The sequence below is a fragment of the Serratia plymuthica genome (assembly GCF_018336935.1).
In the GTDB taxonomy this organism is placed as follows: domain Bacteria; phylum Pseudomonadota; class Gammaproteobacteria; order Enterobacterales; family Enterobacteriaceae; genus Serratia; species Serratia plymuthica_B.
Genome location: NZ_CP068771.1, coordinates 155,611 through 169,968, shown reverse-complemented (window position 1 = coordinate 169,968; position 14,358 = coordinate 155,611). Strand labels below are relative to the sequence as shown.

Annotated in this window: 11 protein-coding genes; 9 read left to right on the top strand and 2 right to left on the bottom strand. The window is 52.6% G+C overall.

Annotated elements, in window-relative coordinates; all coding sequences use genetic code 11:
• Positions 1-62 precede the first annotated feature (62 nt).
• From asd to JK621_RS00780, 9 genes are all read left to right on the top strand, one after another.
• A complete protein-coding gene (gene asd / locus JK621_RS00815; RefSeq protein WP_212558260.1) occupies positions 63-956 on the top strand; it encodes an archaetidylserine decarboxylase in 894 nt (297 codons plus the stop codon).
• 13 nt (positions 957-969) lie between these two features.
• Positions 970-4,317 carry a miniconductance mechanosensitive channel MscM gene (gene mscM, locus JK621_RS00810; protein WP_212558259.1) on the top strand — a complete coding sequence of 1,116 codons (3,348 nt, stop codon included), beginning with the start codon at positions 970-972 and terminating at the stop codon, positions 4,315-4,317.
• Positions 4,318-5,007: 690 nt separating this feature from the next.
• Entirely contained in the window at positions 5,008-5,139 is a 132-nt protein-coding gene (locus JK621_RS25450) for a hypothetical protein (RefSeq protein ID WP_258534162.1), read from the top strand.
• 73 nt (positions 5,140-5,212) lie between these two features.
• Complete coding sequence (locus JK621_RS00805; protein ID WP_212558258.1) at positions 5,213-6,199, top strand: iron-containing redox enzyme family protein; 987 nt, start codon at positions 5,213-5,215, stop codon at positions 6,197-6,199.
• A 13-nt stretch (positions 6,200-6,212) separates the two neighbouring features.
• Positions 6,213-7,265 carry a hypothetical protein gene (locus JK621_RS00800; protein ID WP_212558257.1) on the top strand — a complete coding sequence of 351 codons (1,053 nt, stop codon included), beginning with the start codon at positions 6,213-6,215 and terminating at the stop codon, positions 7,263-7,265.
• Positions 7,266-7,273: 8 nt separating this feature from the next.
• On the top strand, positions 7,274-8,554 hold the full coding sequence (locus tag JK621_RS00795) for an aspartate aminotransferase family protein (protein ID WP_212558256.1): 1,281 nt from the start codon (positions 7,274-7,276) through the stop codon (positions 8,552-8,554).
• A 15-nt stretch (positions 8,555-8,569) separates the two neighbouring features.
• Complete coding sequence (locus JK621_RS00790; protein ID WP_212558255.1) at positions 8,570-10,045, top strand: aldehyde dehydrogenase family protein; 1,476 nt, start codon at positions 8,570-8,572, stop codon at positions 10,043-10,045.
• A gap of 58 nt (positions 10,046-10,103) precedes the next feature.
• On the top strand, positions 10,104-11,027 hold the full coding sequence (locus JK621_RS00785) for a phytanoyl-CoA dioxygenase family protein (RefSeq protein WP_212558254.1): 924 nt from the start codon (positions 10,104-10,106) through the stop codon (positions 11,025-11,027).
• Positions 11,028-11,052: 25 nt separating this feature from the next.
• A complete protein-coding gene (locus JK621_RS00780; protein ID WP_212558253.1) occupies positions 11,053-12,258 on the top strand; it encodes an MFS transporter in 1,206 nt (401 codons plus the stop codon).
• Between the two features lie 21 nt (positions 12,259-12,279).
• Here the strand turns inward: JK621_RS00780 and JK621_RS00775 are convergent, their stop codons facing one another.
• Positions 12,280-12,894 (bottom strand): FMN-binding negative transcriptional regulator, encoded by a 615-nt coding sequence (locus JK621_RS00775; RefSeq protein ID WP_212558252.1) that lies wholly within the window; start codon positions 12,892-12,894, stop codon positions 12,280-12,282.
• Between the two features lie 312 nt (positions 12,895-13,206).
• A complete protein-coding gene (epmA, locus tag JK621_RS00770; protein WP_006322023.1) occupies positions 13,207-14,184 on the bottom strand; it encodes an elongation factor P--(R)-beta-lysine ligase in 978 nt (325 codons plus the stop codon).
• Positions 14,185-14,358 lie beyond the last annotated feature (174 nt).

Genomic DNA, 14,358 nt, shown 5'->3' with positions numbered 1-14,358 from the left:
CGTTGACAGTGGCAGCGCCACCGTTACAATGCGCGCCCTTTACCCTGATTCAAGAGGTTAATGTGCTGGATAGCATCAAGATAAAATTGCAGTATTGGTTGCCGAAGCTGGCACTGACCCGTCTGGCCGGCTGGGGCGCAGACAAACAGGCCGGCTGGCTCACCCAGCTTGTACTGAAGGGTTTCGCACGCTATTACCGCGTGAATATGCAGGAAGCGCAACAGCCAGAGCTGACCTCCTACGCCACTTTTAACGAATTCTTCGTACGCCCGCTGCGTGATGGCGCGCGCCCCATCATCGGCGAAGCCAACTGGCTGGCGCTGCCTGCCGACGGCGCTATCAGCCAGCTCGGCCCGATCCGCGAAGATCAGATCTTCCAGGCCAAGGGCCATCACTACAGCCTGGAAGCGCTGCTGGCCGGCAACTACATGCTGGCGGAACCCTTCCGTAACGGCCTGTTCGCCACCACTTATTTGGCCCCACGTGATTATCACCGCGTCCACATGCCGTGCGCCGGCGTGCTGCGTGAAATGATTTACGTTCCGGGCGATCTGTTCTCGGTAAATCCGCTGACCGCCGCCAACGTGCCGAACCTGTTCGCGCGCAATGAGCGCGTGATCTGCGTATTTGATACCGCTATCGGGCCAATGGTGCAGATCCTGGTGGGGGCCACCATTGTCGGCAGCATTGAAACCGTTTGGGCCGGCACCGTAACGCCGCCGCGCGAAGGCGTCATCAAACGCTGGACCTATCCGGCAGAAGGCGCTGAAGGCGCAATCGTACTGGAAAAAGGCGCCGAGATGGGCCGCTTCAAGCTCGGTTCCACCGTCATCAACCTGTTTACCCCAGGCAGCGTGCAGTTCGCTCCGCAGTTGAATAACGGTACCGTCACCCGCATGGGTGAAGCCTTTGCCGAAATCCCGGCTGCGCCAGCCGCAGCAACGCCGCAGATCTAAAGGAATTGACGCCGTGCGCCTGATTATCACGCTACTGCTCGGTTGTTTACTGTCTCAACCGGTGCTGGCCGCCGCGGTGCCCACAGAGACTCAGCTCAAACAGGAGCTGAAGCAGGCAGAGAGCAGCAAAAACGCGCCTAATCAGGCGGAAACCACCGAGGCGCTGCAAAGCGCCCTCAACTGGCTGTCGGAGCGCAAGGAGTCGATGTCGCGCTCCGAACAGTATCAACGGGTGATCGACGATTTCCCGAAGATGACGCAGGAACTGCGCCGTCAGCTGACGCTGGAAGACAACAAAATCCTGCCGAATGGCGACAACCTGCCCGCCAGCGATCTGGAACAACAGATCCTGCAAACCAGCAGCCTGTTGCTGGAACAGGCGCGTCTGCTGCAGCAAGAACAGGAGCGCACGCGGGAGATCAGCGATTCGCTCGGCCAACTGCCGCAGCAGCAGACCGATGCACGCCGCTCGTTGACCGAAGTGCAGCGTCGCCTGCAAGCCCAGCCCGCCAACCCTACCACCCCGCACGCCCAGGCGACTCTGGCGCTGTTGCAGACGGAAGCCGCGGCGCGCAAAGCCAAGGTGGATGAGCTTGAGCTGGCGCAGCTGTCGGCCAACAACCGCCAGGAGTTGGCGCGGATGCGCGCCGAGGTGTACAAGAAACGCCACGAGAAGCTCGACGTCCAGTTGCAGGCCCTGCGCAACAATCTTAACGCCCAGCGCCAACGCGAAGCCGAACTGGCCTTGGAAAAAACCGAGCAGTTGGCGGAGCAAAACGGCGATCTGCCGAAAAGCATCAGCCAACAGCTGCAAATCAACCGTGAACTGTCCGCCGCCCTGAACAATCAGGCGCAGCGTATGGATCTGATCTCGTCTCAACAACGCCAGGCCGCCGCGCAAACGCTGCAGGTGCGCCAGGCGCTGAGCACCATTATCGAACAGGCTCAGTGGCTCGGCTCGTCGTCGGCGTTGGGGGAAACCCTGCGCGCCCAGGTGGCGACGCTGCCGGAAATGCCAAAACCGCAGCAGCTGGATGGCGATATGGCCCAGTTGCGTGTACAGCGCCTGCAGTTTGAAAGCCAATTGGAAAAGCTTTCCCAGCGCGAGTTCAAACGTGACGACGGCAGCGAACTGACCAGCGCGGAGCGGCGTATCGTTGAAGCCCAGTTGCGCACCCAGCGTGATTTGCTGAATTCGCTGCTTTCCGGCTGCGATACCCAGATCCTCGAACTGACCAAGCTGAAAGTGGCCAACACCCAATTGATTGAAGCGTTGAACGAGATCAAGGACGCCACCCACCGCTATCTGTTCTGGGTACCGGACGTCAACCCGATCACCCTGTCTTATCCGATTAACGTGGCGCACGACCTGACACGCCTGCTGTCGCTGGATACGCTGGCGCAGCTGGGGGGTGCCTTCATGATGATGGTGACCAGCAAAGAAACGTTGATCCCAATCTTCGGCGCCCTGCTGCTGGTGATTTTCAGCATCAGCTCACGCAAGCATTATCACGCCTTCCTGGCGCGCGCCAACAGCCGGGTCGGCAAGGTGACGCAGGACGAATTCTTCCTGACGATGCGCACCGTATTCTGGTCGATTCTGGTGGCAATGCCGCTGCCGGTACTGTGGGCGGCTCTCGGTTTTGGCCTGCAAAGCGCCTGGAACTATCCGGTAGCCGAGGCGATTGGCAAGGGCGTCACCGCGACGCTGCCGATCCTGTGGATCTGTATGATCTGCGCCGCCTTCGCCCATCCGCAGGGGCTGTTTATCGTGCACTTCCGCTGGCCGGTGAAGCAGGTTTCACGCGCCATGCGTTACTACAAGATGTCGATCTGGCTGATTGTGCCGTTGATCATGGCGTTGATCACTTTCGACAGCCTGAAAGAGCGCGAGTTTGCCAATACGCTGGGGCGGCTGTGCTTTATCCTGCTGTGCCTGGCGCTGGCCATCGTCACCAACAGCCTCAAGCGCGCCGGTATCCCGCTTTATCTCGACAAGAAAGGCTCCGGCGAGAACATGGTCAATACCGCGCTGTGGGGGTTACTGCTGTCGGCGCCGGTGCTGGCCGCGCTGGCCTCCGCCGTCGGTTACCTGACCACCTCGCAGGCGCTGCTGGCGCGGTTGGAAACCTCGGTTGCGATCTGGTTCTTCCTGTTGGTGATTTACCATATCATTCGCCGCTGGATGTTAATCCAACGGCGGCGCATCGCCTTTGACCGCGCGAAACAGCGCCGTGCCGATATCCTGGCCCAGCGCGCGCGCGGCGAAGAAGAAACGCCGCATACGCCGAACAGCACCGAAGGCTCGATGGATGTGGATGACTCGGAGATCGATCTGGACACCATCAGCGCCCAGTCTCTGCGGCTGGTGCGTTCGATCTTGACGATGATCGCGCTGGTATCGGTGATTGTGCTGTGGTCGGAGATCCATTCCGCCTTCGCCTTCCTGGAAAACATCTCCCTGTGGGACGTAACCTCGACGGTCAACGGGGTGGAAACGGCGCACCCGATCACTTTGGGCGCGGTATTGATCGCCATTTTGGTGCTGATCGTCACCATGCAGTTGGTCCGTAACCTGCCGGCGCTGCTGGAACTGGCGGTGTTGCAGCACCTTGATCTGACGCCGGGCACCGGCTACGCCATCACCACCATTACCAAGTATCTGCTGTTGCTGTTCGGCGCTATCCTCAGTTTTTCCTGGATCGGCATCGAGTGGTCGAAACTGCAGTGGGTAGTCACCGCGCTCAGCGTGGGGTTGGGCTTCGGCATGCAGGAGATTTTCTCCAACTTCATCTCCGGCTTGATCATTTTGTTCGAAAAGCCGATCCGTATCGGCGATACGGTGACGATCCGCAACCTGACCGGCACCGTCACCAAGATCAACACTCGCGCCACCACCATTTCTGACTGGGATCGCAAAGAGATCATCGTGCCGAACAAGGCGTTTATCACCGAGCAGTTCGTCAACTGGTCGCTGTCGGACAACCTGACCCGCGTGGTGCTAACCGTGCCTGCACCGGGCGATGCCAACAGCGAAGAGGTGACCAAGATCCTTCTCAACGCCGCCGAGCGCTGCTCGCTGGTGCTGGACAACCCGGCGCCGGAGGTCTATCTGGTCGATCTGCAACAGGGCATTCAGATCTTCGAGATGCGCATCTATGCGGCCGAGATGGGCCATCGCATGCCATTGCGCCACGAGATCCATCAGCTGATTCTGGCCGGCTACCGCGAACACGGCATTACCCTGCCGTACCCGCCGTTCCAGGTACGCAGCGAAACGCTGTCGCGCCTGACCAGCAATGGCCGCACCCCACCCTCCACCCCGCCACCGAACACCAAACGCGAATCGGGCGGCCTGTAAATAAAAGACCACCTCCCGAGGAGGTGGCTTTATCCTCCATGGCTCATATCAACCGGTTCGACATGCTGCAATACCCTTATTCGTTTGGAATGCTCAAGAGACACCTTCACTAACCCTTCCGCGGGCAGATGCTATTTCTGAACTATTAATGTCCTTTTAATTACCCATGATTACTTGTGTCATATTAAATAATAACTTAATGGAATTTTTTGTTATTAAATGGGGCTGGTTAATTTGTAATGAAAATAATGGCTAACCTATGGCCTCTGTATAGGCCGGATGCTGCATTCAGAAAGTAACTGAATGTTACCGCCTAATAACATTAAATTTACCGGTCATTTTTGAAAATGTAACAAAATGAATATCCCTGTAGCCCCCCCCCATTAGAGTTATATATCTTAATTGAACTTTAAGGTTTTTTTGGTTTTTTAGATGTGTCTGATTAGTTACAGATGAATAATTCCGCGTGTGCCACGCTGCGTTATTATCTTTTTATCAGAAAACAGCCTTCATTTTAACCTGTTGTTTTTAATAAAATATTTTTTATTTTAATTTAAAGTTGTAAAAACAATGCCATTTACTCCTCCTGTCGATTTATTGACAGGGCAGTTTTAACCGCCTAGATTTTATTCCCGTTACACTAAAGTAACGCTAATGTAATTTCGTTAATTAACATTAAAGGAAAATACTATGCAAAACATTCAGAACGACCAGAAAGCCGAAGCAGTTTCCTCCAAGAAACAAGAGACCAAGTTCTCACTTAATGTTAAAAAGAAAGCCAACCAAGAAGAGCGTCGTGCTCTGGGTGCCTTGGTTAAGTAACCTTTAAATAAGGTAAAGGCTGTGTGATATAGCAGCCTTTTTATTTTCTTTGTAGATTCTTGGGGCTATTTCTATGAGCTATCCCTACCTTAATTATTTCTCTGCACTTCATGAGCAGCCTACGGCAGTTAAAATTGTAGCGACTGATGCTGATATCACCATTGAAACTGAACGCCCGCGGGAACTGAAGAACTTATTACTGGATATGGACGGTGAAAGCACCATAAGTCTGCTATCGGAAAAACATTGCTACGATGAGCACGATATTCGCGAATTGTCGCGGCAATTGACCGATGTTGGCGTTGTGAAAATAGGAAAAACGCCTTCAGCAAATACGCTTGATCCGCAGGATTTCGCCAAAGCCTGCCGGGAAGTCTTCCCGAAATGGAAAAGGGACGTGTTCACGCTTGATTTCTGGCATGACTTAACCTCAGGGAAGTTATCTAAATCTGCCTTTGCCGGCTGGTTGCTGGAAAATTTCTACTTTATTGAAGGGGCGACCAAACGGCTTTCCTTAGTCACTGCATCCGCTAACGAAAATAAAAAGATTCGCGCGCTTTTTTCTCAGCATTTTATCGAAGAGTACAATCATCACCTGTTTTTCATGAAAGCGTTGAAGCGATTAGGCTTTACCAAAAAACAGGTTTTAAATCATCAGCCCTTGCCGAGTACCCTGGCGATTATCAACCACATGCGTGAATGTGGTCGTAGAGATGCGATTTCTTATGCCGCCTGCTCTGCATTTCTTGAGTCTACCGGTGGCGATCGCAAAGATGGCATGGTGTTTTATAACGCGCTTATTCAATATTACGACCCTGAAAATGTCGGTATCGTTCAACCGCTCATTGAGCATGCCTATCTGGATGAAGAATATGGTCACAATGATTGGTTGGAAAAAGTTTGCGCCTGCATATCAACGTTAGAGAAAGAGCGCGCCGATGAGGCGATTAACTCTGCGGCAACATTAGTCGAAACGCTAACGCTTTGGACGCACGATATGAAAAACCATTATAGCCATATCCCTTTCGAAGAGATTCTTAACCCTTCACGTTATCGCTGAGGCAGGAATTGCTATGAAATGTCATGTATCTTGTGAATTGACCTCCGATTCATTACCGAAATGCCTCCCTCATGCCACGCTGATGATCAATCGGCAAGATGCCACGCTTCATGTGCCGGGCAACGACTATGCCTTCAGCGGTGAAAGTGCCGAGCTGATTCAGGCTATTTTCAATGATATTAATGGAATGAATACGGTTGAAAGCCTGTCGCGCAAAAGCGGCTTCGCACAGGAAGATATCATCAGCCTGCTCGAGTATCTGCGCGGCGAGTCCATACTGATTGATATGAACAGAGACAATACGGGGCATCTCAGTGGTACTGAACTGGTAGAGTTAGTGAAAAGTGAAGTGGTTTTCTGGCGTAAGCATATTAATCAGCAACCCTTTTGGCAAAACGTTCATGACGGAAAATGCACGGAACGGCAAATATTCGGATGGGGCATTGAGTTCTACCATTACGTAGATGCTGCCAATGAATATATGGCTAACGGAGTGGCATATTGCCGTGAATCAATTGATATCAGGCAAAAGATTGCTGCACATTACGCAGAAGAAGCCGATCACGGAGAGATATTCCTCCAGGGGCTGACGGAAGATGGGCTTCCGGCAAAACAGGTTGAAAATGCAAACCCATTACCCAGTACGCGCGCTTTAATTAATTACCTCAATGAAGTGGGAATGGAAAGCTCGCTAGTCTACACCTCAATATTTTCATTGATGCAGTCAGATGGCGATAATTTCAACAAGGCAGGGTTAACCGAGTATTATTCCCGACTTATTTCACTCTATCCCTTTGCCAAGGGGATGTTTGGTGCCTTCCTAAAACATGCTTCTATCGATGCGCAACTGGGCCACCAGTCGTCAATTTTCGAAAATCTTTATTCTAATGACGAGGTTGTTTCATCGCACGATGTGAAACGCACGTTCGTAACCCTTCGCCAACTGGTTAACTATTTTATCCTCTACTATGAATATATTTTCGAATATTACGGTAATGAAAGTTCACAGCTGCCAAGGCGCGCGCCACGGATCACCGATTTTATGTCATCTGCGAACCAGAGGTAATGCCAATCATGGAAACCTGGGAACAACGTGCGAAAAGGTTTATTGCGGGTGGAGCGACTCATGACAGCTGGGCTACGGCCAATCCGTTGGTATTTGAACGCGCAGATGGAGCCTATAAGTGGGATGCCGAAGGTCAGCAATACACCGACTTTTGGATGGGACATGGCGCATTAATTGCTGGCTATAATCATCCCGCCGTGACCCGGGCAGTGGCGGCGCAACTTCATAAAGGCACGCACCTGTCAGGCAATCATACCCTCCTGGTTCAGTGGGCTGAAAAGATCACTCAATTGATACCCAGCGCTGAGCAGGTTCGATTCTGCGCCTCAGGCACCGAAGCGACGCTCTTAGCGATGAGACTGGCGCGCGCTTACACCCATCGCGCCAATATTGTGCGTGTCGATGGACATTTTCATGGTTGGCATGATGAGGCGCTTTCCGGCGTTTTTGAGGGATGGCCAACCGGATCTCATCCCGACGCGGCCAGCCATTTACATGTGGTGCCTCCGTACGATCTTGAGGCGATGGAAATGGCACTGGCCACAAGGGACGCTGCGGCGGTGATCGTGGAACCCGGGGGCGGGAGCAGCGGCACTTTGCCCTACGATCCTGATTATCTGCGAAGGTTACGCGATATTACTCGGCAATACGGCACCTTGCTGATCTTTGACGAGGTGATGAGCGGATTCCGCTATGCGCCAGGCGGCGTGCAGCAATTATCAGGAGTCCTGCCGGATATCACGACCTTGTCCAAAGTATTATGCGGCGGTTTATCGGGGGCTGCGGTTGTCGGCGGCCGGGCGATTATGGCCTGTTTTGAGGCCAGCCACACCGACAAGGTGCTGCACACCGGGACGTTTAACGGTAATCCGCTGTCCGCCGCTGCTGGGCTGGCCACGTTGGCATTGGTCTCTGACGGAGCAATTCAAAAAACGCTGGATCGCAATACTGCGCTCTTTGTTGATGCGGTTAACGACAAAGCCAGCCAGGTGGGTATTGACGTGCATTTATTTCATCAATCTTCGATCTTTCATATTTTGATTGGTGCGAAAAAGGCAGGTATTGATATCGCCCCCTCTGAGGACGCCGTCTGGTTAGCACAAAAAAACGGTGCCATATATAGCGAGCTAAAGGTATTCCTGGCTCAACAAGGCATTGATATGCACAAGTCCCATGGTTGGTTGAGCACCAGCCACACGCATGCGGTGCTGGAAGCCGCAGCGGAAAAATTCCAAAGTGCATTCAATCAGTTACTCAACCAAAACCGAACGACAGGCCTGGCGAGTTGAGCGGGGGGAGGCGTCATGATCGAGATCGTTAACTTTATCGACGGCAAACATGTCAGATCAACGGAGGACGGCAGCCTGTTTTCAGTCAATCCGGCCACGGAAAAACGTATTGCCCACATCAATATTTCCTCGCCAATGGATGTGGATGCTGCCGTGCGGGCGGCTCGGACTGCCTACGAACAAGGCCCATGGTCGCGCATGCCGGTAGAGGAACGCGCCTCTTATCTGCATATGATTGCCGATGCGCTGGAGGAAAACCTGGCCTTGTTTGCCCAATATGAGTGTGAAGATACTGGCTTTCTCTCGAAAATGTGCCTGCATGGCCATCTCCCACGCGCCGTTGAGCATTTCCGTTTTTTTGCTGAAGAAGGAAAGCGCTTTTTTGGCAATGCCATTCCCGTCGGAGATGCCTATTTCAACATTACTCATCCGGTACCGCTTGGTGTTGTCGCAATTATGACACCGTGGAACGGCCCGCTCGCCGTTTCATCGATCAATTTGGCGGCGGCCTTGATCTCGGGGAATACCGTCGTTTTGAAGCCTTCGGAACTGGCGCCGATTACGGTTTCCCTGTTAGGACAAATCTTTGAGGAAATTGACCTGCCGGCAGGCGTTGTCAATATCATCCAGGGCGCCGGGTTGCCGACAGGGCAGGCATTGATACAGCATTCTGATATTGATCTGGTTTGTTTTATCGGTGGAACGCAGGTTGGCAAAGAGGTTTTAAGGTATTCGGCCAATACGGTACGGCGATCGATACTGGAGCTGGGAGGAAAATCGCCGACGATAGTATTGGCCGATGCCGATATCGACGCGGCGCTGGACGGTGCCTTGGTTTCCGCATTCAGCAGCAACGGGCAAGTGTGTACTGCCGGTTCGCGCATTATCGTCGAGCGTCCCATCGCAGAGGCGTTTAGCCGTAAGTTTATTGAAAGAACCCGAAATATCCGCATCGGTGACCCTTTCGATGACGCGAGTGAAATCGGCCCGATGATCACTGCCGCTCACCGCGCACAAATGTTGGCCGCAATTGAACAAGCGCAGCGCCAAGGTGCCCATTTGCGCGCCGGCGGCGCGATCCCTGCGCAACATTCAAGGGGATTTTACCTTGAGCCTGCCGTTTTCACGGACGTTCATCCCCAGAGCGATCTGGCGAAAAATGAAATATTCGGTCCCGTCATCGGTATTTTTACGGCAGACGATGAAGCGGCTGCACTGGCTTTGGCAAATGGTACGCAGTTCGGTTTGGCCGGCTCGGTTTGGAGCCGGGATCACTCTCGTGCATTGTCGTTTGCCAAAAGAATGCAGGCGGGAAATGTCGGTATCAACACGCCTTTCATTCGGGATATTCGTTGCCCGTTCGGCGGTTTTAAACAAAGCGGAATCGGGGCTGTCGGGGGGCGATGGAGCCTTGAACAATATACTCAAACGCAAACCTTATGCGTGCCACTGAACGGTTACTCGCTGCCTAAATACGGAGTCCGGCAATAGTGTCGTCAGCTGCCGTGCTTGATCCTCATTCAACTTAATGACCATCGTGAGCGTGAATATGAACGAAACAATCAATAATAACTTCAGATTAACCGATTCTGACGTGGCGCAATTCAATAAGAATGGCTTCGTCGTTTTGCGATCATTTCTGTCAATTGCGCTGATTTCCCATATCAAGGATTCGATTACCGAGCATCTGCGGTTATTGGATGAAAATCAGACCGGCTTCAAGCGCGTTGGTTACGATATTTTTGAACAAGATCAGGCTATCAAATCGCTGCTCGCTGACGAGCGTTTTTCGGGAACGCTAACCCGGTTGGCCAACCGCAGTTTGTTCTACACCCAGGGGCTGGGTTTTCAGATCGAAAAAGAAAAGCACACTGGATTTCCCTGGCACATTGGCACGCAGAGCTTCGGCTATCAGCGTGGCGAAGATTTTGGCTGTTCAATGTGGGTACCGCTAGCGAAAATCGACACCGAGCGTCAGGGCGGCGGTATGAGCTATGTGCCGGAACATATTATTTCAGGCAAGTTTATGTATACGGATATTGATCCGGCTATCGATCAAATGATGCGTGAACTTGCAGAGGTGGACAGAGATTCGCTGGATTTAGAGGACTATATCGAATTGCGCCACAGCATCCTTAACTCACCCGCGCTGAGCGCATTGCTGGAGTATTACAAGCATACCGACTCATTTAACCTGGGGGATGTTTTACTTTTCAATAAAAATGTCATCCATGTGAGTGAACCGTTATTAGAAGGTGAGATTGCAACGCGTACTGCCTTCGTCATGCGTTTTGTCGACATTGATAGCCGCTATGATGAAACGCGAGCCCGCGGATTGGATTTCCCAATGACCTACTTCGGTCACCCTCCTTCTTCTGATTTTCATGCCAAAGTCAGTGAAAAAGACGGCGAATTGATCCGCGAAAGCAAGCTATTCGGGGACAATGGCGGCCGTATCTTGACGAAGCCATAAGTACAGATGTGCAAAGGAGGTTCATTTGGAAAAAGCGGCGGAGTATTCAATATGGAAAAACGGCCAATTTCGAATGCTGTTTTCCGGGGCACTGTTTTGTAATTTGGGCGGCAAGGTGTATGAGTTGGCTTTGCCGCTATTAATCTACGATATTACGCGTTCATCCGAAATGATGGGTTGGGTGAGAGCCGTCGAATTTTTGCCTTATATTGTGCTGGCGGCAGTTATCGGCGCGTGGATCGATCGGGTTGATCGAAGAGTGTGGTCGCAATGGATGATTATTGGGCAGGTGGCGTGTCTGTTATCGGGCTGGCTGGCCATCCAGTGGTTGCCTAACCCGCTGTGGGTGCTGTTTCCCTGCGCCTTTTTCATGATGGCGTTCAATTTCGGTTACCTGAATGCCAGAATGGGCATGTTGAAACATATCCTCCCCGCGCCATTGCAAAGCGCCGCCACGTCAAGCATGGGGTCCTTAAACAGTTTGTTCCAGGCTTTAGGGCCTTTACTGTCAGGCGTGGTCATTTTGTTTTCTTCCGTGCATATTATTTTCCTATGGATTGCCTTATTCCTTTTTATCGCCTGGTGTTACCTGATAAGAATGCCGTATGAAAAAGAGGTCTTCCCCGTTAACGGTTCGATAGGACAGGCGATAGTTGAAGGATGCCGGATCCTGAGAGCTAATACCCCCCTTTATCACATGGCGCTTGCTATTGCGATATTGAATACAAGCTCAGCCGTTTTCTCATTGCAGTCGATCTATTATGCCAAAAACGTGTTGACGATGAGCGCCGTTGATATTGGTTACATGGCTTCTGCGGGTGGAATTGGCGGGATACTGGGATCATTGCTGACGGTGCGTTTGCGTAACCGGCTTGGTTTAGGGAAAGTGATTATCGCCGCGATGATTATCCAGGCATTAGGCTATCTGTTTATCTTGTTTTCTCATCAGGCATTGGCATTGGTTTTTGCATTTTTCTGGGTCAGTTTTTTTGAGGTGATTACGGCAATTCTCGTTTATACCTATCGGCAGGAAAGCGTCAAAACGGAGAATCTGGGTAAAGTCATGGGGATCACGGGTACGCTGTTCAAAATTGGTCTGCCGTTTGGCCTCGCCGCATCAGGATATATTGTCTCCGGAGCAGGCATCGGCACATTATTCATCGCCTGTGCCGTCATTCAAATCGCGATGGGGGCATTATGTCTGTTGAGCCCTATGGCGAAGGTCGCCTAGCCGGGCGACAAATCGCGGCGTTTACTCGCCGGTGCCGACATGGCGAGCTTTCATATAATCGGCCAACTGCAGGTTATCGGCCCGTGGGCTGTTTTCGAGGGCCGCCAATACGCCGCGCTGGTCATCTTCGCTTCGGTGCTGACCAAGTTTCTCTTTAGCCTGAATGTCATCAAGTCTAATTTTGAAGGCAACAATCGCCTGGAGCTTTTTGCTGACAAATTCCGTCGGCATCAACCTCCGTTTCTCCATCAGGCCCGGCTCAAAGGTATTCACTAATACCTTCATAGCCTGTTCGGTCTCTTCGGCATTCAACATTTCCACCGTGCCATAACAATGTACCGCAGCATAATTCCAGGTGGGGACGGCTTCCTGTGCCTGATACCACGTCGGGGATATATAAGCGTGCGGACCCGTAAAGGCCACCAGGACATGCTGGCCATCGAGCTCTTTCCAGTGCGGGTTGGCTCGGGCAACGTGACCATACAGCATGCCCTTCGTGCCCTCATCAGAATGAAACACGAAGGGCAGATGAGTCGCCGTCAGCGAAGGGGAGACCATCAGACCAAAACCATTGCCAGCGATAAATGCCGCGATGCTTTCGCTATCAGCCATTATCATCTTTTTGGGTATATACATCGTGTGGTGGCTCCCTTCGCCGTCGGTGAGATCTTTTGCCTGACATTTCTATCAAAATAGCCGCCATCTGATTTCCGCGCAATACGGAGGGTCCCTTGTCCGATGAGGCCATTTGTCACGTTTAGCGGTTCTGACCTGCCTACAGGATGAACACGCCACGGTGTAAGCTGGAATATTCCGGTATGGGTTTCCTTTAGGCCAGAGCCTCACAGGTTCAATCGCCGCCTCCCCAGGAGGGGGTTTTAGGCTGACAATAAAAAAGGGTTCGGCAATGCCGAACCCTTTTGTTTTCACGCTAGCGCAAGTTAGCGATTACGCACGCCCAACCGGGAAGGCCAGCACTTCACTCAGGCTCTCGGCGCCCAGCGCCAGCATGACCAGCCGATCAACCCCTAACGCCACGCCGGAACACTCCGGCATGCCGTGCTGCAAAGCGTCCAGCAGGTTGTTATCGATCGGGTGCTGCGGCAAACCGCGTTCCGCACGTTTGCGGTTATCCTGATCAAAACGCTGACGCTGTTCGCGACTGTCGGTCAGTTCACGGAAGCCATTCGCCAGTTCGATCCCCTTGAAATACACCTCAAAACGCTCTGCCACGCGGTGATCTTCGGTACTGATCTCCGCCAATGCTGCCTGGCTGGCCGGGAAGTGATAAACGAACGCCGGTTTGTCACGGCCGATGTACGGCTCAACGCCGACGGTGAACAGCAGTTGCAGCAGCGTATCGCGGTCTTCTTCGGTATCGGCAATGTTGCTCAGATCGAGCTTGGCCGCCGCTTCACGCAGTTGCGCTTTCTCTGCCGACAGCGGATCGATATCCAGATGGCGCAGGAAAGCCTGCTGATAGGACAAGGTTTCCGCACTGCCGCAATCCAGCACCTGCTGGAGCAAATCATCCACCTCATTCATCAGCCGGTACATGTCGTAATGTGGGCGGTACCACTCCAGCATGGTGAATTCCGGGTTGTGATGGCGACCGGCCTCTTCATTACGGAAACTGCGCCCCATCTGATAGATCGGGCCGCTACCCGCCGCCAGCAACCGTTTCATGTGATATTCCGGGCTGGTCATCATGTACAGCGTCAGGCCATCCGCCGCCCCCGGACCGACAAAGCGCGTCTGAAACGGGAACAGGTGGATATCGGTAACCGTCGCCTGGCTCATGGTTGGCGTCTCAACTTCCAATACGCCACGATCGGCGAAGAAACGCCGGATCTCAGTCAGGATCGCTGCGCGCTTCAACAAATTGGCGATGGGTGCACTTGGCTGCCAGCTTGCCGTTTCGCTCATGGTAATTACTCCGAAATCAAACAGGGGATGCAGTCTACTCGTATCCAGGCATGCAAACAAATTCTTAACAGCCGGGCACCTTTGACGACGGTAATTCCTCACAAACGCGTAGCGAAAAGGTTAATAAAAGGTGAATTAACGTTAAATATGCCTTGAAGGCAATAATTCTTCCAG

Bases quoted from the DNA above. Each gene is read 5' to 3' on its own strand.
- JK621_RS00790 (WP_212558255.1), top strand. From the start codon at position 8,570: ATGATCGAGATCGTTAACTTTATCGACGGCAAACATGTCAGATCAACG.
- JK621_RS00785 (WP_212558254.1), top strand. From the start codon at position 10,104: ATGAACGAAACAATCAATAATAACTTCAGATTAACCGATTCTGACGTG.
- epmA (WP_006322023.1), bottom strand. From the start codon at position 14,184: ATGAGCGAAACGGCAAGCTGGCAGCCAAGTGCACCCATCGCCAATTTG.
- JK621_RS00800 (WP_212558257.1), top strand. From the start codon at position 6,213: ATGAAATGTCATGTATCTTGTGAATTGACCTCCGATTCATTACCGAAA.
- JK621_RS25450 (WP_258534162.1), top strand. From the start codon at position 5,008: ATGCAAAACATTCAGAACGACCAGAAAGCCGAAGCAGTTTCCTCCAAG.
- JK621_RS00775 (WP_212558252.1), bottom strand. From the start codon at position 12,894: ATGTATATACCCAAAAAGATGATAATGGCTGATAGCGAAAGCATCGCG.
- JK621_RS00805 (WP_212558258.1), top strand. From the start codon at position 5,213: ATGAGCTATCCCTACCTTAATTATTTCTCTGCACTTCATGAGCAGCCT.
- JK621_RS00795 (WP_212558256.1), top strand. From the start codon at position 7,274: ATGGAAACCTGGGAACAACGTGCGAAAAGGTTTATTGCGGGTGGAGCG.